Genomic DNA, 19,509 nt, shown 5'->3' with positions numbered 1-19,509 from the left:
CAAACAAATAACTGCGCCGAACGGGTGACCCCGGTGTGACTAACCGGGTTGAGCAGGACGTCCGCACCACCAACCCGAGAGGGACGTCATGCCGCACACCGAACAACCCACCCTGACCCACTCGGCCTTCCCGGTCACCGGGCAGCCGATCCGCGTCGTCCTGATCGACGGCGAGCCGTGGTTCTCGACGGCCGATGTCTGCCGGATCCTGGGACGGGAGCACTCCGGCCACATCGGCAAGATCGTTGAGCCGCACGAACTCCGCACCCTGAATACGAGCACCATTAGGTTGAGTTCAACTCACCCTAATGACATCAGCGCAGGTGGGAATGGATCCCGCCGAGGCAACCCGGTACTCAGCCTGGTCAACGAGAGCGGGCTCTACACGCTGATCATGCGTTCCCGGAAGCCCAACGCCAAGCCCTTCCAGCAGTGGGTCACCGCCGAGCTGCTGCCCTCGCTCCGCCGGGGCGACGCCGATCTCGGCGAGCAGCGGCAGCGGATGGCCGAGACCTTCGCCGAGGCCATCGGCCAACCCGTGGAGGTGGTCACCCGCATCGAGGGGATCGAGGACGGGGACTTCCGGGTGCTGTCCGACGGGACGATCCACTGCCTGCACGGCCGGACGGACGTGTGCCTCCCGAACAGGGAGGAGGACAGCGGGCCGCCGTTCGGCCCGTACGTCCGCTGCCCGGAGCTCCGCCGGGTCGGCATCCGCGGCAGCAAGGGCATCCGCCCCTGCGGATCGATCCGGTTCGTGGACGTCGTCCGACGCCTCACCGCACGGCGCGAGCCGGAGACCCCCGCCGCGGTGCCGACCGCGTCGGCCGGCCTGGTGACGTTGACCATCGGGGAGGCGAGGGTGCACGGAACCACCCTTGAAATCGCCGGACTGCTCAGGGAGTTGGGGATCTCTCCGGCCTGACGCCGACGACCCGCCGGGGGTCAGGCCTCCCGGCGGGACATCCAGTGGAAGAGGCCCATGCCGACGCTGGTGGCCAGGTTGAAGCTGGAGACCTGGGGTTGCATCGGGATGGCGACCAAGTGGTCCGCGCGGGCGCGGAGTTCGGGGGAGATGCCGTGGCGTTCCGAGCCGAAGGCGAGGACCGCCGCGTCCGGGAAGGTGAGCCCGCGGATGTCCTCGCCCTCCGGGTCGAGCGCGTACAGCGGCCCCGACGAAAGCTGATCAAGCGTCACCTGCTCGACCGCCGTGGCGAAGTGGAGTCCGGCTCCGGCGCGGACCACGGTCGGATGCCAGGGGTCGGTGTCGCCGGTGGTGGCGACGCCGGTCGCGCCGAAACCGGCGGCGAGCCGGACCACCGCGCCGACGTTGCCGAGGTTGCGCGGGTTGTCCAGCAGGACGACCGGGGCACGGCGCGGCTGCCGCGCCAGCCGGGCGAGGTTGGCGGCGCGGGCCGGGCGGGCGGCGAGCGCGACGACGCCGGTGGGGTGGACCCGCGGCACCAGCTCGCGCAGCGCCGCCGCCGGGATCTCCACCGCGAGGGCGTCGACCCGGGCCGCGACGTCGTCCGCCAGCTGCCCGGCGAGTTCCGCCACCGCCGCCCGGTCGCTGGTGAGCACCGCGCGGATGTCCGTGCCGAAGCGCAGCGCGTGCTTGAGCGCGTGGAAGCCGTCGAGCAGCACGCTCTCCGGGGCGAGCTGCCGCCAGCGGGCGGTGGGCGAGTCCGTGTCGTTCACCAGGCAAGCGTAGGCGCGCCCGCTCGGAGCGCGCCCACACCCGTCGCCCGCGCCCGTCGCCCACACCCGTCGCCCGCACCCGTCCGGCCTGCGCCGCTACCTGCGGGCGGTGCGGGCCCGCCCGAGGATCTGCGAGAAGGCGATGATCGCCATGGTGCCCAGCAGCATCAGCGAGCCGATGACGTCGATCTGCGCCGGGTAGGAGCGCTGGACCGAGCCGTAGATGTACATCGGGAACGTCTCCAGGTTGCCCGCGGTGAAGACGGTGATGATGTAGTCGTCGATGGACAGGGCGAAGGAGAGCAGCGCGGCGGCGGCGATGCCGGGCGCCACCAGCGGCAGGGTGACCTTCATGAAGGTCTGGAACGGGGTGGCGTAGAGGTCCTGCGCCGCGCGTTCCAGGGTCGGATCCATGCCCGCGAGCCGGGACTTGACGGTGACGACGACGTAGCTGAGGCAGAACATCACATGGGCGATGGTGATGGTCCAGAAGCCCAGCGCGCCCGGGCCGACGGTGTTGAAGAACAGCGCGGTCAGGGTGGCGCCCATGACCACCTCGGGGGCGGCCATCGGCAGGAACAGCAGGGCGTTGATGCCGGAGCGGGCCCGGAAGCGGTGCCGGACCATGGCGAAGGCGATCATCGTCCCGAGGATGGTGGCGCCGATGGTGGCGACCACGCCGATCTGCAGGGACAGGCCCAGGCTGTGGCACATCTCGTTGCTGGCGCAGGGGTTCTTCCAGGCGCTGAGCGAGAACTTGTTCCAGGTGTAGTCGAACTTGCCGACCGGCTTGTTGAACGACATCCACAGGATGACGGCGTTCGGGGCGAGCATGAAGACGAAGATCAGGACGGTGACGACGAGCAGGATGCGCTCGCGGGCCCAGGCGAGCGGGGAGCGTCGGCGTACCGGCGGCTCGGTCGCGGTGGTCCTGGCGGGGGCGGCGGTGAGCGTGGCCATCAGATCAGGTCCTCCGTGCCGGCCTTGCGGATGTAGGTCATGACCAGGACGAGCGTGGCGACCATCATCACGACCGAGATCGCCGAGCCGACCGGGTAGCCCTGGGTGTCGCGCAGGAACAGGTCCTCGATCTTCTGGCCGACGACGTTGGTGTTGGGGTTGCCCAGCAGCTGCGCGTTGATGTAATCGCCGACGGCGGGAATGAACGTCAGCAGGGTGCCGCCGATGACGCCGGGCATGGACAGCGGCAGGGTGATTCGGCGCCAGGTGGTGAAGGCGTTGCAGTACAGGTCCTGGCCGGCCTCGTGCAGCCGGGGGTCGATCTTCTCCAGCGACGTGTAGAGCGGCAGGATGGTGAACGGCAGGAAGTTGTAGACCATGCCGCAGACCACCGCGGCCGGGCTGGCCAGCACGTGGTTGCCGACGGTCCAGCCGAGCGCGCTGGTGATGTGCAGCACCCCGGCGTGGTCGAGGACGTGCACGACGGTGCCGTTGTCGGCGAGGATCGTCTTCCAGGCGATGGTGCGGATCAGGAAGCTGGTGAAGGACGGCACGATCACCAGGGCCATCAGCAGCGACTTGTACGTGCCGCCCTTGAAGGCGATGAAGTACGCGGCGGGGTAGCCCAGGGCCAGGCAGAAGACGGTGGTGAGGACGGAGTAGATCCCCGAGTGCAGGTACTGGGTGCCGTAGTCGGTGATCGCGGTGGCGTAGTTGCCCCAGTCCCAGGTGACCTTGAAGCCGTCGTCGAAGTTGCCGGTCTGCACCGAGGCGGAGACCGAGGTGAGGATCGGCACCAGGAAGAAGACGATCAGCCACAGCAGGCCGGGCAGCAGCAGGATCCACGGGGTCCAGTTGCGGCGGGCCCTGCGGTCCTCGGGCGGCTCGGCGGCGGGCGGCCGGGCGGTGGGGGTGGTCAGCGTGGTCACGCGGCGCCCTCCTCGTCCACGGCCGCGCCCGCGTCGATGTCCTGGGCGCCGTCGAGGCCGAAGCCCTGGCTCGGATCCCAGTGGACGACGACCTCGCTGCCGGGGCGGTGGATGGGGCGTCCGGTGTTCTGCTCGAAGACCGCCAGCTCCTCGCCGGAGGGGAGCCGCACCAGGTACTGGGTGGAGACGCCGATGAAGGAGGCGTCGGAGACGGTGCCGCTGAGCGCGTTGAAGCCGGAGGGGACGTCGTCCTCGGCCTCGGCCAGCTGCACCTTCTCGGGGCGCACGCCGAGGATGACCGGGCCGGAGGTGGCGCGGCAGCGCGCGGCGTCCAGGGTGAGCCGGCGGCCGTGGGCGGTGACCGTGACCACGCCATCGGCGACGCCCTCGACCACGCCGGGGATCAGATTGGACTGGCCGAGGAAGTTGGCGACGAAGGTGGTCTGCGGGTTCTCGTACAGCTCGGCGGGGGAGCCCATCTGCTCGATCCGGCCCTGGTTCATCACCGCGATGGTGTCGGCCATGGTCATGGCCTCCTCCTGGTCGTGCGTGACGTGGACGAAGGTCAGGCCGACCTCGGTCTGGATGCGCTTGAGCTCGATCTGCATCTGCCGGCGCAGCTTGAGGTCCAGCGCGCCCAGCGGCTCGTCCAGCAGCAGCACCTGCGGCTGGTTGATCAGCGCGCGGGCGAGCGCGATGCGCTGCTGCTGGCCGCCGGAGAGCTGAGTGGGCTTGCGCTTGGCCAGGTGGCCCAGCTCGACCAGTTCGAGCATGGCCTCGACCTGCGGCTTGACGCTCTTGAAGCCGCGCCGGCGCAGGCCGAAGGCGACGTTCTCGAAGATGTCGAGGTGCGGGAAGAGCGCGTAGTTCTGGAAGACGGTGTTCACCGGGCGGCGGTACGGCTTGGTGTCGGTGACCTCGTGGTCGCCGAGGAAGATCTGCCCGGCGGTGGGCTCCTCCAGGCCGGAGACCATGCGCAGAGTGGTGGTCTTGCCGCAGCCGGAGGCGCCGAGCAGGGCGAAGAAGGACCCTTGCGGGATGACCAGGTCGAGGTTGTCGACGGCCTTGAAGGAGCCGAAGCGCTTGGTGAGGCCGGCCAGGCGGAGATCCCCGCCCTCGGTCCGGCCGAGTACGTCATTGCTGCTCATCGAGGTTCTGCTTTCGCTGGGGAACGCTGCGGAGGCGGGACTACTGGCCGGTGACCTGCTGGAACCGACTGGTGTAGTCGTCCAGTTGGGCGATGGTGAGCGCCATGAAACCGTGCGAGGCGGCGTCCATCGCCGGGGTGGGGACGATCAGCGGGACGGCGGCGGCGGTGGAGTCCAGCTGCTGGAGCGCCGCGACCGCGCCCTGCACCGAGGGGATGTAGTCGATGTAGTCGTCCAGCTGGGCGGCGATGTCCGGTTCCAGGTAGAAGTTCATCAGCTTCTCGGCGTTGGCCTTGTGCCGCGCGTAGTTGGGGATCACGCAGTTGTCGGACCAGGACAGCAGGCCCTCCTTGGGGAGGTCCACGGTGACCAGCTTGGCCACGCCGAGCTGGGCGACGTCGCCGGAGTAGGCCATGGTGACGGCGGTGTTGCCCTGCTGGAAGTCGCTCAGGTAGTCGTTGCCGGTGAAGGCCCGGACCTGGCCGGAGTCCTTGGCCCGGCGCACGTACTCCAGGGCCTGGTTGAACTGGGCGTCGGTGAACTTCTCCGGGTCGAAGCCGTTGGCAAGCAGCGCCAGCCCCATGGTGTCCTCCATCTCGCTGAACAGCGAGACCTTTCCGCGCAGGTCGGCGCGGGTGAAGATCTCGGCGATGGAGGTGATCGGCTGCCGCACCAGGTCCTTGTTGTAGGCGATGGTGGTGTAGCCGTAGGCCCACGGCACCGAGAAGCGGCGGCCGGGGTCGGCCGGGTCGCGCAGGACGCTCGGCAGCAGCTTGGCGTGGTTGGGCATGTTCGCCAGGTCGAGTTCCTGGATGTAGTCGTACGCCTTGTACTTGGCGATCATGTAGTCGCTGACGACCATCACGTCGTAGCCGGTGTCGATCCCCTTGACCAGGTACGGGTCGATCTTGGTGTACCAGTCGTTGTTGTCGTTGATGACCTCGAGGTAGGTGACCTTGATGCCGGTCTGCTTCTCGAACTGGTCGAGTGTGGGGTGGTCGCTCGGATTCTTCGCGCTGACGTCGATGTACTGCGGCCAGGTCGCCCAGACGACCTTCTTCTCCGTGGCGGAGTAGTCCTTCGCGGATTCGCCGATGTCCGCGGCCCCCAGCGGGACGACGTGGCCCTGCACTCCGCAGGCGGTCAGTGCTCCGGCGCCGGCTGCGGCCAGGCCGCCGGCGGCCGCGCCGCGCAGCAGCGAGCGGCGACTCATGGCGGCTGCGGCCGAGTGGGCGCGGGTGCGGTTGGCGAACCGCGCGAGATCGAAGGAACTGGAGCCCGTCATGAGGGGGGATATGCCTTTCTGCAGAGCGCGCGGGAGCTGTGCGGTCCTTTCCAGCGATACCTGTCGCATGGCGGGAACGCGGGGATCGGGAGTACCTGGATTGGGTCAGAGATTAAGCGTGTGATCTTCGAATTCCATAGGCTCTGACCAGCTTCGACGGCGGAATCGTTATGTGTCGGCGAGATTAACGACGTGATCCGCATCACTGCTCACCCTGCGTCACAAAGGGCCCGCTCGGCCACCTACAAGATGTAAAAGGCGTAACCGAAGCCCTTCGTATATGACAGCCGAAAAGCGTGCCCGCGGCGCACAGCGACGGCACAGAAAAGGCCGCACGGAGTGTCCGTGCGGCCTTTCCAGGGCGGGGCGGCGGGCGTCAGGCGGAGACGGGGGCCTCGTCCGGCGCCGGGGCGGCGGAGACGCCGCCGTGGTTGATGGCGCCGGCCAGCCAGCGGGCGTAGCCCTCGCTGCCGGGGCTCATGTCGAGCGACGGGTCGCGCCGGGCCTTGGCGCTGCGCCACCACTCCAGGGGGAAGTAGAGCAGCACCGAGGCGCCGACGATGTAGAGGCAGTAGCGCACCGCCTGGCCGCCGCCGTCGCCGCTGGCCTGCTGGTACGCGGCCCAGCCGCAGACGCTGAGCAGGCAGAGCACGATCACCGAGACGGACCACCAGCCGCCGGGGATGCGGTACGGCCGCTCCAGCTCGGGTTCGCGGATCCGCAGCGCGATCAGTGCGGCGACCTCCAGCAGGATGCCGATGTTGGTCAGGAAGACGTCGAAGATGACCAGGTTGGAGAAGCTGCTCAGACAGAACAGCGCGTAGATCACCGAGGAGCCGATGATCGACACGATCGGCATCCGGTAGTTCCGGCTCTCCTTGGCCACCCACTTGGGGAAGTAGCCGTCCTGGGCCAGCACGAACGGCAGCCGGGTGTTGGAGGCGAGCAGCGCCGAGAACATCGCCACCGAGGCGAACATGCCGCCGATGGTCACGGTGATCTGCAGCCACGGGCCCGCCAGCTGCTTGGCGACGTCGGAGAACGAGCCGTCGTCCCAGCTCGCCCAGCCGGCCGGGCCGCCCTTGCCGACCGCGAGCGAGGCGAGCGAGGGCAGCAGGTAGCCGACCATGATCAGCACGACCGCCATGCCCAGCGCCTTGGGCAGGTGCTTGCGCGGGTTCTCCATCTCCCCGGCGACGTTGGACACGCTGTCCCAGCCGGAGTAGTTCCACATCACGATGAACAGCCCGGCGCCGAAGGCGTTCCAGGTGGACTGGTCGGGTGCGCTGGTGAGCGAGCCCACCGGGTTGGTGCCGTGCGTGACCAGGTGGACGATGCCGATGACGCTGAGCAGCAGCATCGGGGTGAGGCAGATCAGCGCGAAGACCACCGAGGACTCGCCGACCCAGCCCGCGCCCAGCAGGTTGATCAGGGTGAACACGGTGATCACGGCCAGGCAGATGAACCAGTTCAGGTCGAACTGGAAGTGCCCCAGGGTGAAGAACACGTGCTTGCCGGGGGCGACCGAGGCGGCCAGGCTCTGCAGGTAGCCGGTGAACATCACCGGGTAGGCGGCCATGTCCACGAAGCTGCAGATCCACTGCAGCACGCCCTGCTGGAAGCCCCAGAACTTGCCCAGGCCCTTCTTGACCCAGTGGTAGTAGCCGCCCTCGACCGGCAGTGCGGTGCCCAGCTCGGCGCAGACCAGCGCGTGCGGAATGCTGTAGATGAGCGGAGCGACGACGATCAGCAACAGGCCCATGCCGGGGCCGGACGTCGAGAAGAGGCTTTCGATGCCGTAGGCGCCGCCGGAGACGCTGAAGAAGATGAGCGCCACCAGCGGCATCAAACGCACCCGGCGGGGGGCGGGCATACGCCGACCTGACTGATCCATCATCGCTGCGGTCATGTATCACCTCTGATAGATCAGCTCGCGGGCCTCGGCGGGGCGAGGCCGGGCGAGACTCCGGTCTGCGTGGGATGGAACGGCAATCGGAGAGGCAACACCGTGCCTGCCGTCCTCGTGGAACCCGGTCCCAGCCCAGGGCTGCGGGGCAGCCGGCGGTCACGGGGTCACTAGAGTCTCAGCCCTGTTGCCGTTCCAAACCATCGGGCAAACCGTCAAAGATCCATACGCCCTCTTGACACGTTGTTGGTGATTCCTGGCACTTTCCTGACGCGGGTCCTAGTTGTGCCGGCGGATCTCGATCGTACGGAAACGGGACGCGACGAAGGCGGCATCGCAGTAGGCGGCGTTGGCGGCCGGGTTGGCGCCGGTGCCGTGCAGGTCCGAGAAGGCCGCCGTCTGGTTGACGTAGACCTGGCCGGTCAGGTTGAGCGAGAGCGACACCCCGGCGTCCAGGCAGGCGTCGACCACGGCCGCTTCGACCTCGGGCGAGGTGGTGTAGCCGGCGGCGGTCATCGCGCCGCGCTCGCGCACGGTCTCCCGCAGCAGCTCCACGGCCTGGGCGGTGTCGTCCACGGCGACCGCGAAGGCGATCGGGCCGAAGCACTCGTCGGGCAGGGCGCCGTCGGCGGCGTCGCGCCGGATCAGCGCCGGGGTGCGGATCACGGCCTGCGGGAACTCCTCCGAGACGACCGCGCGTGGTGCCAGCGCGGGCTCGCCGTACTCGCCCTTCTCCGCCCGCTCGACGCGCTCCAGCACGCCCGGGTTGACCACCGCGCCCAGCAGCGCCGCCGCCCGGGAGTCGTCGCCGAGCAGCTGGCCGATGGCATCGGCCAGGTCGGTGACGACCTCGTCGTAGCTCTTGGGACCGGCCTCGGTGGTGATGCCGGTGCGCGGGATCAGCAGGTTCTGCGGGGTGGTGCACATCTGGCCGCTGTAGAGCGAGAGCGAGAAGGCCAGATTGCCCAGCATGCCCCGGTAGTCGTCGGTGGAGTCCACGACGATGGTGTTCACACCGGCCTTCTCCGTGTAGACCAGGGCCTGGCGGGCGTTGTCCTCCAGCCAGTCGCCGAAGGCGGTGGAGCCGGTGTAGTCGACGATGCGGACGTCCGGGTGGAGCGCCAGGGTCTTGGCCAGGCCCTCGCCGGGCTGCTCGGCGGCCAGCAGCACCAGGTCCGGGCTGAACCCGGCCTCGGCCAGCACCTCGCGGGCGGTCTCCACGGTCAGCGCCAGCGGCAGCACCGCCCGGGGGTGCGGCTTGACCAGGACCGGGTTGCCGGTGGCCAGGGAGGCGAACAGGCCGGGGTAGCCGTTCCAGGTGGGGAAGGTGTTGCAGCCGATCAGCAGCGCGACGCCACGCGGGACCGGGACGAACTCCTTGACCATCCGCAGCGGATCGCGCTTGCCCTGCGGCTTGGTCCACTGGGCGGTGGCGGGCAGCCGGGTCTGCTCGGCGTAGGCGCAGACGACGGCCTCCAGCGCGCGGTCCTGGGCGTGCGGGCCGCCGGCCTGGAAGGCCATGCCGAACGCCTGGCCGGTGGTGTGCATGACGGCCGCGGCCAGCTCCGGGGTGCGGGCGTTGATCCGGGCCAGGATCTCGCAGCAGACGGCGGCGCGCAGCAGCGGACCGGCCTGCGCCCAGGCGGGCTGGGCGGCGCGGGCGGCGGCGGTCAGCGCGTCCGGGTCGCTGGCGTGCGGGTAGGCGACGCCCAGCTCCGGACCGTAGGGGGAGCGCTCGCCGCCCTCCTCGGTGCCGGGGCCGACCCTGCCGTCCGTGCCGGGCTGGTCCAGCAGCAGCTCACGGCCCTGGAACGCGTCCACGGACACCGGCTCGCCGTAGGCGCGGGGGGACTCGGGGTGCGGGGACCAGTGGTCGCGGGCGGCGAAGGCCGCAAGGGCGCTCTCCAGGGTGGCCTGGTGGCGTTGGATCAGTTCGTGGGCCATGGGCTCTAGCTCCTTGTGGGTCCTGGCGACACTGCCGGAACCCACAGTAACCGAATGGTCGGTCGGCTCAAGGGGGCCGACCGGATCAGTCACCGGTGCGCCACGCCCGGCGCTACAGCTTGGCCAGCAGGCGCTCCAGGGTGGTCAGCTCCTCCGCGTCCAGCGCCAGCAGCGACTTCGGGGGCCGGGCCAGGATCGCCTCGGCCAGCTCCGCGGCCTGCCGCCCGGAGTCGGTGATGGTGACTATCTTGCAGCGCCGGTCGCCCGGGTCGACGCTGCGCCGGACCAGGCCGCGCCGCTCCAGGTCGTCCACGATCAGCGTGGTGTAGGGCTTGTCGGTGGCCAGCCCCACCGTCAGCTCCCTCATCCGCAGCGGACCGTCGACCAGCCGCCGCAGCGCCTTGCTGCGGATGAAGCTCATACCGAGGGCCTCGGAGACCTCGGCGCGGCGGTCCTCCTGCTCCAGAACCAGGCGGCGCATGGTCTCGAACACGTGCGCGGCGGCGGGCCGTTCGGTGTCCGGCTGCGTGCCGGTGGACTGCTGGGCGTTCATACGCTGACCGGTTTCCTCACGTCCTCGGGGATGAGCCGGGCGGCGTTGCGGTCAGCCGTCCCCCTGGCCCAGGCGCCAGTGGTGAGGATACCGAGGAACAGCACGGCGAGTCCGCACCCCACGGTGATCCACCAGCCGGTGTGGCTGGCCTCGGTGAAGGTGGTGGAGCCGTGCACGGCCGAGGTGACCACCGAGCCGATGACGGCGACGCCGAGGGACTGGCCGACCTGGCGGCTGGTGGAGGCCACCGCGGCGGCCACCCCGGCCTGGCTGCGGGGCATCCCGGAGACGGCGGTGTTGGTTATCGGCGCGTTCAGCATGCCGAAGCCCAGCCCGAACAGCACATAGGCGATCAGCAGCTGCCACAGCGGGGTGGTCAGGCTGAGCCCGGTGAGCATCAGGCCGCTGAGCGACATGGAGACGCCCGCGACCACCAACGGCAGCCGCGGCCCGCGCGAGCCGACGATCCGCCCGGACAGCGGTGCGAAGACGAGGGTCATCAGCGCCATGGGCAGGGTGTAGAGCCCGGCCTTCAGCGCGCTGTAGTGCAGGGCGTCCTGCAGGTAGAGGGTGTTCAGGAAGAGGAAGCCGGCCAGCGAGGCGAAGCCGCAGACGGCGATCACGGTGGCGCCGGAGAACGGCACGCTGCGGAAGAAGCGCAGGTCGATCAGCGGCTCGTCGCGCCGGGACTCGTACCGGACCAGCCCGGCCACGGCCAGCGCGGCGACCGCGAAGCAGCCCAGCGTCTGCCCGGAGAGCCAGCCCGCGCCGGGGGCCTCGATGATGCCGTAGGTCAGCGACACCAGCAGCAGGATGACCAGCAGCTGGCCGACCGGGTCGATCCGGCGGGCCCGGGCCGCCTTGGACTCGGGCACGAACCGCCCGGCCAGGACCAGCGCGGCCAGGCCGACCGGGATGTTGATCCAGAAGATCGACTGCCAGCCGACCGAGGCCACCAGCAGGCCGCCGACCACCGGGCCCAGCGCCATGCTGAAGCCCACCGTGCCGCCCCAGACGCCGATGGCGCGGGCGCGCTCCTTGGGGTCGGTGAAGGTGTTGGTGATGATCGACATGGCGACCGGGTTCAGCATGGAGCCGCCGACGGCCTGGATCATCCGGGCGGCTATCAGCCAGCTCAGGCTCGGCGACAGGCTGCACAGCAGCGAGCCCAGGGTGAACAGGGCCAGGCCGGTCTGGAAGGTGCGGCGCCGCCCCAGCCGGTCGCCGGTGGAGCCGGACAGCATCAGCAGGCTGGCCAGCACCAGCGTGTAGGCGTCGATGGTCCACTGCAGCCCGGAGACCGAGGCGTGCAGATCGCGCTGGATCGAGGGCAGCGCGACGTTCACGATCGTGTTGTCCAGGCCGACGATGAACAGGCTCATGCAACAGATCGCCAGGACAAGGAAGCGCCGTCGGGCGCTGAGTTCGGACACGGCTTCGGGCATCGGCAGTCCCACCCCTGATAGTTCGACTCCTACAACAGTTACAACGCTACAACTACCACCCGGGGCCGACAACCGGCCCGGACGAGGTCCGGCCTGCGGGCCCCGCGGGGCGGTACGCGATACTCGTGCCCATGGTCGACAAGAACCCGGCACGCCAGCGACGCGACAGCTACACCGTCGAGACGCTGCTCGCCGTGACCGTGCAGGTCTTCAACGAGCGCGGCTACGACGGCACCTCCATGGAGGACCTCTCCCGGGCCGCCGGCATCAGCAAGTCGTCCATCTACCACCACGTCCGGGGCAAGGAGGAGCTGCTCAACCTGGCCGTCGGACGCGCCCTGGACGGCCTGTTCGCCATCCTGGACGAGCCCGCCGCCGCCGAGGGCCCCGCCGCCGACCGGCTGGAGCACGTCGTCCGGCGCACCACCGAGGTGCTGATCGCCGAGCTGCCCTACGTCACGCTGCTGCTGCGGGTGCGCGGCAACACCGACGCGGAGAAGTGGGCGCTGCAACGGCGGCGCGAGTTCGACCACCACGTGGCCGAGCTGCTGGCGGCCGCCGTCCGCTCCGGCGAGCTGCGCTCGGACGTGGACCCCCGGCTGGCCACCCGGCTGATCTTCGGCATGGTCAACTCGCTGGTGGAGTGGTACCGCCCGGAGACCGACGGCCGGTCGCCGCAGCAGATCGCCGACGCCGTGGTCGAGCTCAGCCTCAGCGGCCTGCACGCCCCCCGGGGCTGACCGGGACGCCGCCGCACAGCGGTCAGTCCGGCAGCACCGGCGTCCGGTCGGTCTCGTCGAACACCAGCAGCGTGTGCGTGCCCAGCACCTCCGGGATGCTCTGGATCCGGTTCAGCACCAGCTCCCGCAGCGCCCGGTTGTCGACCGTGTGCACCAGCATCAGCACATCGAACTCGCCGCTCACCAGCGCGATGTGCTCCACCCCCGGCAGCTCCAGCAGCTGCCCGCGCACCGTCCGCCAGGAGTTCTGCACGATCTTCAGGGTGATGTACGCGGACGCGGCCTGCCCGGCCCGCTCGTGGTCCACCCGGGCGGTGAACCCGCGGATCACCCCGTCGTCCACCATCCGCGCGATCCGCGCGTAGGCGTTGGCGCGGGAGACGTGCACCCGCTCCGCCACCGAGCGCACCGAGGCCCGGCCGTCCTGCTGCAGCAGCCGCACGATCGCCCGGTCGATCCGGTCCAGCGGGCGCTGCTCGCCGCCCTCGCCGGCCGGGGGCTGCGGCACCGGCTGCTCCGGGGCGTGGTCGCGGCCGGGGGCGCGCGGCCCGGTCGGCGCATGGCCCGCCGCCCCGCCCGCGCCCGGCCGGGCCGTCCCCGCCCGGCCCGGCACCGAGGCCGAGCGCTGGCGGGCCCGCTCGGCCACCCACTCCGCCGCCGGTCCGGCGGTCAGCGGCGGCAGCGGCGGCCGGGCGCTGGCACGGGCCGGACGCGCGTCGCCGGATCCGGCCAAATGTTCACTGGGCATGTCCCCCGACCCTCCCGTTGTGGACGTCCTGACTCCAGCAGACCGCGCCTCCGGCCGAATGTCCACCACTTCGGCAGGACAGTAGCCAGTTCGATCAAACGACCGAACAATCGGTAGGGAGGGCGACCCCCTCCCGCAGCACCTTCCTGCCCGCAACACCCACCCTGGAGGTGCCCCCCATGACCGTGCTGGACCACCCCGCCGCACAGACATGGCCACCGGACGCCCACGCCCCCCGCCGCGACCCCGCACCCCTGCTCCCGGACGCGGAGCCGGTGCGCGTCCTCGGCACGAAGGCGCTCGCCGAGGCCGATCCCGAGCTGCTGCGCGAGCTGTACCGCCGGCTGGTCGTCGGACGCCGCTACAACCAGCAGGCCACCACCCTCACCAAGCAGGGCAGCCTCGCCGTCTACCCCTCCTCCACCGGGCAGGAGGCCTGCCAGATCGCGGCCGCCACGGCGCTGCGGGCCACCGACTGGCTGTTCCCCAGCTACCGCGACACCCTGGCCGTGGTCTCCCGGGGCGTGGACCCGCTGGAGGCGCTGACCCTGCTGCGCGGCAACGCGCACAGCGGCTACGACCCCTACGAGCACCGGATCGCGCCGCTCAGCACCCCGTTGGCCACCCAGGCCCCGCACGCGGTGGGCCTCGCCCACGCCGCCCGGCTGCGCGGGGAGGACACCGTCGCGCTGGCCCTGGTCGGCGACGGCGGCACCAGCGAGGGCGACTTCCACGAGGCCCTCAACTTCGCCGGGGTCCTCAACGCCCCGGTGGTCTTCCTGGTGCAGAACAACGGCTACGCCATCTCCGTGCCGCTGTCCAAGCAGTCCGCCGCCCCGACCCTGGCCCACAAGGCCGTCGGCTACGGCATCCACGGCCGCCTGGTGGACGGCAACGACGCGGTGGCCGTGCACAGCGTGCTCAGCGACGCCGTCGCCCACGCCCGCTCCGGCAAGGGGCCGGTGCTGGTCGAGGCCATCACCTACCGGCTGGAGGCGCACACCAACGCCGACGACGCCGGCCGCTACCGCACCCCGGACGAGGTCGCCGGCTGGCAGCAGCGCGACCCGCTGCCGCTGATGGAGCGGCACCTGCGCGAGGCCGGGGTGCTCGGCGATGCCGAGGTGGAGCAGGCCGCCGCCGAGGCCGAGGCGCTGGCCGACCGGATGCGGGCGATGTTTCACGTGAAACCCGAGCTGGACCCGTTGAGCCTGTTCACCCACGTCTACGCCGAGCCCACACCCCAGCTGCGCGAGCAGGCCGCCCAGCTGGCCGCCGAGCTGGCCGCCGACGCCGAAGCGGGTGCCCGATGACCACGCTCGCCCCGCAGGCGGCCCCGGCCTCCACCGCCACCATGGCGCAGGCCCTGAACACCGCCCTGCGCGACAGCCTGCGCGAGGACCCGACCGTCCACATCCTCGGTGAGGACGTCGGCACCCTGGGCGGGGTCTTCCGGATAACCGACGGCCTGGCCGCCGAGTTCGGCGCCGACCGCTGCCTGGACACCCCGCTGGCCGAGGCCGGAATCCTGGGCACCGCCGTCGGCATGGCCATGTACGGGCTGCGGCCGGTGGTGGAGATGCAGTTCGACGCCTTCGCCTACCCCGCCTTCGAGCAGTTGGTCTCCCACGTCGCCCGGATGCGCAACCGCACCGCCGGGCGCATGCCGCTGCCGATCACCATCCGCATCCCCTACGGCGGCGGCATCGGCGGCGTCGAGCACCACAGCGACTCCTCCGAGGCGTACTACGCGCACACCCCCGGCCTGCATGTGGTCACCCCGGGGACCGTCGGCGACGCCTACGGGCTGCTGCGCTCGGCCATCGCCTCGGACGACCCGGTGGTGTTCCTCGAACCCAAGCGGCTGTACTGGTCCAAGGCCGACTGGACGCCGGACGCCCCGGTGCCCGCGCTGGGCAAGGCCGTCGTCCGCCGCCCGCTCACCCCGGGCAGCGGCGACACCGCCACCCTGCTCACCTACGGCCCGTCGCTGCCGGTCTGCCTGGAGGCCGCCGAGGCCGCCCGCGCCGAGGGCTGGGACCTGTCCGTGGTGGACCTGCGCAGCCTGGTGCCCTTCGACGACGAGACCGTCTGCGCGGCGGTGCGCGCCACCGGCCGGGCCGTGGTGGTGCACGAGTCGCAGGGGTTCGCCGGGGTCGGCGCCGAGATCGCCGCCCGCGTCAGCGAGCGCTGCTTCCACCACCTGGCCGCGCCCGTGCTGCGGGTCACCGGCTTCGACATTCCCTACCCGCCGCCCATGCTGGAACGCCACCACCTGCCCTCGGTCGACCGGATCCTGGACGCCGTGGCCCGACTCCAGTGGGAGCAGTGAGCACCATGGCCTCCGTACGCGAGTTCCCGCTGCCGGATCTGGGCGAGGGCCTGACCTCGGCCGAGATCGTCCGCTGGCTGGTCGAGGTCGGCGACGTCATCGCGGTGGACCAGCCGGTGGCCGAGGTGGAGACCGCCAAGGCCGTGGTGGAGGTGCCCTGCCCGTACGGCGGCGTGGTCACCGCGCGCTTCGGCGAGGCCGGGACGGAGGTCCCGGTCGGCGCGGCGCTGGTCACCGTCGCCGTCAGCCAGGAGCCGGGCACGGCCCCCGCGGCGGGCCCGGCGTCCGGATCGGGCTCCGGTTCCGGGTCGGGCTCGGGCTCGGGCTCGGGCTCGGGCAATGTGCTGGTCGGCTACGGCACCACCGAGAGCACCGGCTCCACCCGCCGCCGTCGCGCCGGGGCGACCACCGCCACCGCGCCCCGGCCGGCCCCGGTCGCCGTCGCCCCCGCCCCTGCTCCCGCCCCGGTCGCCGTGGCCGAGCCGGTCGCCGTCCCGGCGGTGATCTCGCCGCTGGTCCGGCGGCTGGCCCGGGAGCACGAGGTCGATCTGCGCACCCTGAGCGGCAGCGGACCGGACGGGCTGATCCTGCGCGCCGACGTGGAGCAGCACATCGCCGGTGCCGACCGCGACCGGAGCGACCACGAGCAGCGCCAGGACATCGGCCGGAGCACGGACGGGAACCAGGCCGGGGAGCTGATCCCGCTGCGCGGCGCCGCCCGGCTGGCCGCCGAGCGCTTCGCCCGCAGCAGGCACGAGATCCCGGACGCCACCTGCTGGGTGGACGCCGACGCCACCGGGCTGCTGGCCGCCCGCGAGGCGCTCAACCAGGGCCGTCCGGAGTCCCGCATCGGCCTGCTGCCACTGCTCGCCCGGATCTGCACGGCGGCCCTGGCCAGGTACCCGGAGCTGAACTCCACCGTGGTGGCCTCCGCCGACGGCGTCCCCACCGGCGTCCGCCGCAACCCGGGCGTCCACCTGGGCTTCGCCGCCCAGACCGAGCGCGGGCTGGTCGTCCCGGTGGTGCGGGACGCGCACCTCCTCACCACCGAGCAGCTGGCCGCCGAGATGGCCCGGCTGACCGGGGCCGCCCGCGCCGGGCGGCTCTCCCCGGCCGAGCTGACCGGCGGCACCTTCACCCTCAACAACTACGGGGTGTTCGGGGTCGACGGCTCCACGCCGATCATCAACCACCCGGAGGCGGCCATGCTGGGCGTCGGCCGGATCACCGCCAAGCCGTGGGTGGTCGGCGGCGAGCTGGCGGTCCGCCAGGTCGTGCAGCTCTCGCTCAGCTTCGACCACCGGGTGTGCGACGGGGCGACGGCGGGCGGGTTGCTGCGGCTGATCGCCGACGCGGTGGAGTCCCCGGCGGGGCTGCTCCGCTACCTCTGAGGCAGGCCGGTTAACGCTGGGGTCCGGGGCGGCGCAGGGTGAAGCGGTACAGGCCGTCCCCGCCCTCGCCGTCCCGGACGAACCCGGCCCGGGCGACGACCGCCTGCGAGGCGGTGTTGCCCGGCTCGGTGTGGGCCACCACCAGGTCGATCCCGGGCCGGTTCAGCACGTGGCGGCACAGGGTCCGCGCGGCCTCGGTCGCGTAGCCCCGGCCGCGCGCCGAGTCGGCCAGGTCGTAGCCGATCTCGGCGGAGCCGTCGTCCGGCGGCCCGTGGAAGCCGATGCCGCCGACGGCGGTCCCGTCCTGGCGGCGGACGATGACGTAGCTGCCCCAGGCCGGGTCGAAGTCCCCGCTGAGCACGGCAAGGGCGACCAGGGTGGCGGCGTCGCGGGTGCCCTCGCCGGGCCCGCCGGGGGCCCAGGCGAAGCCGCCGTCGCCGCCCGTGCTCAGGTCCGTCGCCGCCGCGTAGCCGACCGGGCGGAGTTCGAGGCGCTCGCTGCGCAGGGTGCGGGCCCTACCTGCAGTCATGTGGTCCTTCGGCGGGCTCGGGCACCCGGGGCGCCGGGGTGCGGTCCCCGCCATCATCGCCGATACCCCGCCCGCCGCTCTCCCGCTCCGGCCTGCCGGTCTCCCCGCCCGGGCCGACGAGTCCGGCCCGGCCGTGCTCGGCGAACAGCGCGCGCAGGGCCCGGCGGTCCGGCTCGGTGAGCCTGCGGTACTCCGGCCGCCCCGCCGCCGGGAGCGGGAGCGGGAGCGGACCGCGCCGGTAGGGACGCCACAGCACCGGATCGCCGGTGTGCCAGCCCTGCTCCCGCAGCCCGCCGCGGGCCGTCTTGTGGGTCGCGGTCACCGGCATCGCCGACACCAGCCGGACGAAGCGCGGCGGCATCTTGGTCCCGAGGTCGGGTTGGGCGGCCAGGAACGCCGACAGCTCCGCGCACAGCTCCCGGCAGTCGTCGCCGGGCGCCGGACGGCGCAGCTCCACCGCGGCCATCACCTGGTCCCCGGCCACCGGGTCGGGGACGGCGTAGACCGCGACGGCGCGGGCCCTCTGCCAGCGGGCGAGGATGGCCTCGATGTCGGCGACGGCCAGGTTCTCGCTGTCCACCCGCAGCCAGTCCTCGCTGCGCCCGGCGAAGCGGAACCAGCCGTCGGCGTCCCGGTGGAACAGGTCACCGGTCCAGTACCAGCCGTCGCGGACCCGGGCGGCGGCCGCCTGCGGGTTGCGCCAGTAGCCCTCGAAGCCCGCACCGGGCCGGGCGGCGCGGTTGACCAGCTCGCCGATGGCCTCGGCGCCGTTGAGCAGCCGCCCGTGCCGGTCGAAGCGGGAGCGCGGGCACTCCGCGCCGGTGCCGGGATCGACCACGGCGAGGTCGTCCCCGGGGCCCGAGCCGGTGCGGCCCACGGCCCCGGGCGGGGCGTCCGGCTCCTGCCGCAGGTTGCAGCCGCCCTCGGAGGAGCCGTAGCCCTCGACCAGCCGACAGCCGAAGCGGGCCTCGAAGCGGGCCGCGTCCACCGCGCCCGCCTCGGTGCCGAAGCCGAGCCGCAGCGGCGAGCGGGCGTCGTCCGGCTGCTCCTCGGTGGCCAGCACGTAGGAGACCGCCCGGCCCACGTAGGTGAAGTAGCAGGCGCCGTGGGCGCGGACGTCGTCCAGGAAGTGCGAGGCGGAGAAGCGGCGGCGCAGCGCCACCGTGCCGCCGACCAGCAGCATCGGCGACCACAGGCCCATCAGCGCGTTGCCGTGGAACAGCGGCATGCAGGCGTAGCCGGTGTCGTCGGCGGTCAGGCGGAACTGCTCCCGGAGCTTCTCGCCCGCGCGGGCCAGCCGCCGCTGGCTGCAGACGACGGCCTTGGGCGCGCCGGTGGAGCCGGAGGTGAAGGTCAGCAGCATCCGGGTGCCGGGACCGGGCAGCGCGGCGGGCGGCGGCGCGTCCCGGTAGCGGTCGAGCAGGTCGGCGTAGCCGGGGCGGTCGACGACCAGGAGCCGCTGGGGGAGTGCCGCGCCGTCGAGCAGCGGCAGCAGCCGGGCCTCGGTGACCAGCACCGCGCAGTCGGTGTGCTGGATGTCGCGGTACAGGTCGGGCCCGCGCCGGGTGGGGTTGACGCCGACGGCGGTGGCCCCGCTCAGCGCGCACGCCTGCAGCCAGTGGACGTACTCGGGGGTGTTGTCGAGCAGCAGCCCGACATGGGGGTGGGCGGCGGACGCCAGCAGCTCGCCGAGCAGTGCGGCGCGGGCGCAGGCGGCCCGCAGCACCTCGTCCTGGGTGTAGCGGAAGCCCTCGCCGACCAGGCCGGGGCGGTGGACGCCGCGCTGGGCCAGCACGGCCTCGGCCAGGGTGGGCGGTTGCGGTCCTGCGGGCATGGGCGGCACCCCCGGCTCTTTCTGACGCTCCGTCAGTAAGCCGTGTTCCTACCGCCGCCGGCCGCAG

17 protein-coding genes are annotated in these 19,509 nt (G+C 72.0%); 5 read left to right on the top strand and 12 right to left on the bottom strand.

The window, feature by feature from the left end:
• Positions 1 to 88 precede the first annotated feature (88 nt).
• Positions 89 to 925: a BRO family protein gene (locus GXW83_RS00255; RefSeq protein WP_182440865.1), complete on the top strand. Its 837-nt coding sequence runs from the start codon at positions 89 to 91 to the stop codon at positions 923 to 925.
• A gap of 20 nt (positions 926 to 945) precedes the next feature.
• Here the strand turns inward: GXW83_RS00255 and GXW83_RS00250 are convergent, their stop codons facing one another.
• The 9 genes from GXW83_RS00250 to GXW83_RS00210 form a co-directional block, all read right to left on the bottom strand.
• Positions 946 to 1,701 (bottom strand): RNA methyltransferase, encoded by a 756-nt coding sequence (locus GXW83_RS00250; protein WP_182446928.1) that lies wholly within the window; start codon positions 1,699 to 1,701, stop codon positions 946 to 948.
• Between the two features lie 93 nt (positions 1,702 to 1,794).
• Positions 1,795 to 2,532: an ABC transporter permease gene (locus GXW83_RS00245; RefSeq protein WP_225447398.1), complete on the bottom strand. Its 738-nt coding sequence runs from the start codon at positions 2,530 to 2,532 to the stop codon at positions 1,795 to 1,797.
• 125 nt (positions 2,533 to 2,657) lie between these two features.
• Positions 2,658 to 3,587: an ABC transporter permease gene (locus tag GXW83_RS00240; protein WP_370466517.1), complete on the bottom strand. Its 930-nt coding sequence runs from the start codon at positions 3,585 to 3,587 to the stop codon at positions 2,658 to 2,660.
• Positions 3,584 to 4,735 carry an ABC transporter ATP-binding protein gene (locus GXW83_RS00235; protein ID WP_182440863.1) on the bottom strand — a complete coding sequence of 384 codons (1,152 nt, stop codon included), beginning with the start codon at positions 4,733 to 4,735 and terminating at the stop codon, positions 3,584 to 3,586. Before GXW83_RS00235 ends, GXW83_RS00240 begins: the two co-directional genes overlap by 4 nt.
• Before the next feature lie 40 nt (positions 4,736 to 4,775).
• Positions 4,776 to 6,020: a spermidine/putrescine ABC transporter substrate-binding protein gene (locus GXW83_RS00230; protein WP_182440862.1), complete on the bottom strand. Its 1,245-nt coding sequence runs from the start codon at positions 6,018 to 6,020 to the stop codon at positions 4,776 to 4,778.
• A 376-nt stretch (positions 6,021 to 6,396) separates the two neighbouring features.
• Positions 6,397 to 7,893: an APC family permease gene (locus GXW83_RS00225; protein ID WP_225446659.1), complete on the bottom strand. Its 1,497-nt coding sequence runs from the start codon at positions 7,891 to 7,893 to the stop codon at positions 6,397 to 6,399.
• Between the two features lie 312 nt (positions 7,894 to 8,205).
• The gene (gene paaN / locus GXW83_RS00220) at positions 8,206 to 9,870 is read right to left on the bottom strand and encodes a phenylacetic acid degradation protein PaaN (RefSeq protein WP_182440860.1); all 1,665 of its coding nucleotides are present in this window, start codon (positions 9,868 to 9,870) and stop codon (positions 8,206 to 8,208) included.
• A gap of 112 nt (positions 9,871 to 9,982) precedes the next feature.
• Complete coding sequence (locus tag GXW83_RS00215) at positions 9,983 to 10,423, bottom strand: MarR family winged helix-turn-helix transcriptional regulator (RefSeq protein WP_182440859.1); 441 nt, start codon at positions 10,421 to 10,423, stop codon at positions 9,983 to 9,985.
• Positions 10,420 to 11,868: an MFS transporter gene (locus GXW83_RS00210; RefSeq protein WP_225446658.1), complete on the bottom strand. Its 1,449-nt coding sequence runs from the start codon at positions 11,866 to 11,868 to the stop codon at positions 10,420 to 10,422. The genes GXW83_RS00215 and GXW83_RS00210 overlap by 4 nt, the downstream gene beginning before the upstream one ends.
• Positions 11,869 to 11,999: 131 nt before the next feature.
• On the opposite strand from GXW83_RS00210, the gene GXW83_RS00205 reads away from it, so the two are divergent.
• A complete protein-coding gene (locus GXW83_RS00205; protein WP_182440858.1) occupies positions 12,000 to 12,608 on the top strand; it encodes a TetR/AcrR family transcriptional regulator in 609 nt (202 codons plus the stop codon).
• Positions 12,609 to 12,630: 22 nt separating this feature from the next.
• Here GXW83_RS00205 and GXW83_RS00200 read toward each other — a convergent pair whose 3' ends face one another.
• The gene (locus tag GXW83_RS00200; protein ID WP_370466516.1) at positions 12,631 to 13,356 is read right to left on the bottom strand and encodes an Lrp/AsnC family transcriptional regulator; all 726 of its coding nucleotides are present in this window, start codon (positions 13,354 to 13,356) and stop codon (positions 12,631 to 12,633) included.
• Between the two features lie 179 nt (positions 13,357 to 13,535).
• On the opposite strand from GXW83_RS00200, the gene pdhA reads away from it, so the two are divergent.
• From pdhA to GXW83_RS00185, 3 genes are read left to right on the top strand one after another with little or no spacing between them, the layout of a single operon-like run.
• On the top strand, positions 13,536 to 14,669 hold the full coding sequence (gene pdhA, locus GXW83_RS00195) for a pyruvate dehydrogenase (acetyl-transferring) E1 component subunit alpha (protein WP_182440857.1): 1,134 nt from the start codon (positions 13,536 to 13,538) through the stop codon (positions 14,667 to 14,669).
• Positions 14,666 to 15,688 (top strand): alpha-ketoacid dehydrogenase subunit beta, encoded by a 1,023-nt coding sequence (locus tag GXW83_RS00190; RefSeq protein WP_182440856.1) that lies wholly within the window; start codon positions 14,666 to 14,668, stop codon positions 15,686 to 15,688. Before pdhA ends, GXW83_RS00190 begins: the two co-directional genes overlap by 4 nt.
• A 5-nt stretch (positions 15,689 to 15,693) precedes the next feature.
• Positions 15,694 to 17,079: a dihydrolipoamide acetyltransferase family protein gene (locus GXW83_RS00185; RefSeq protein ID WP_182446921.1), complete on the top strand. Its 1,386-nt coding sequence runs from the start codon at positions 15,694 to 15,696 to the stop codon at positions 17,077 to 17,079.
• A 10-nt stretch (positions 17,080 to 17,089) separates the two neighbouring features.
• Here the strand turns inward: GXW83_RS00185 and GXW83_RS00180 are convergent, their stop codons facing one another.
• Together GXW83_RS00180 and GXW83_RS00175 are read right to left on the bottom strand one after the other, a co-directional pair.
• Positions 17,090 to 17,608: a GNAT family N-acetyltransferase gene (locus GXW83_RS00180; RefSeq protein ID WP_182440855.1), complete on the bottom strand. Its 519-nt coding sequence runs from the start codon at positions 17,606 to 17,608 to the stop codon at positions 17,090 to 17,092.
• Entirely contained in the window at positions 17,595 to 19,442 is a 1,848-nt protein-coding gene (locus GXW83_RS00175; protein ID WP_182440854.1) for an AMP-binding protein, read from the bottom strand. The genes GXW83_RS00180 and GXW83_RS00175 overlap by 14 nt, the downstream gene beginning before the upstream one ends.
• Positions 19,443 to 19,509 lie beyond the last annotated feature (67 nt).

It is taken from the genome of Streptacidiphilus sp. PB12-B1b, assembly GCF_014084125.1.
GTDB lineage: Bacteria > Actinomycetota > Actinomycetes > Streptomycetales > Streptomycetaceae > Streptacidiphilus.
The sequence above is the reverse complement of the archived record's forward strand: the minus strand, read 5'-3'. Positions and strand labels throughout refer to the sequence as shown.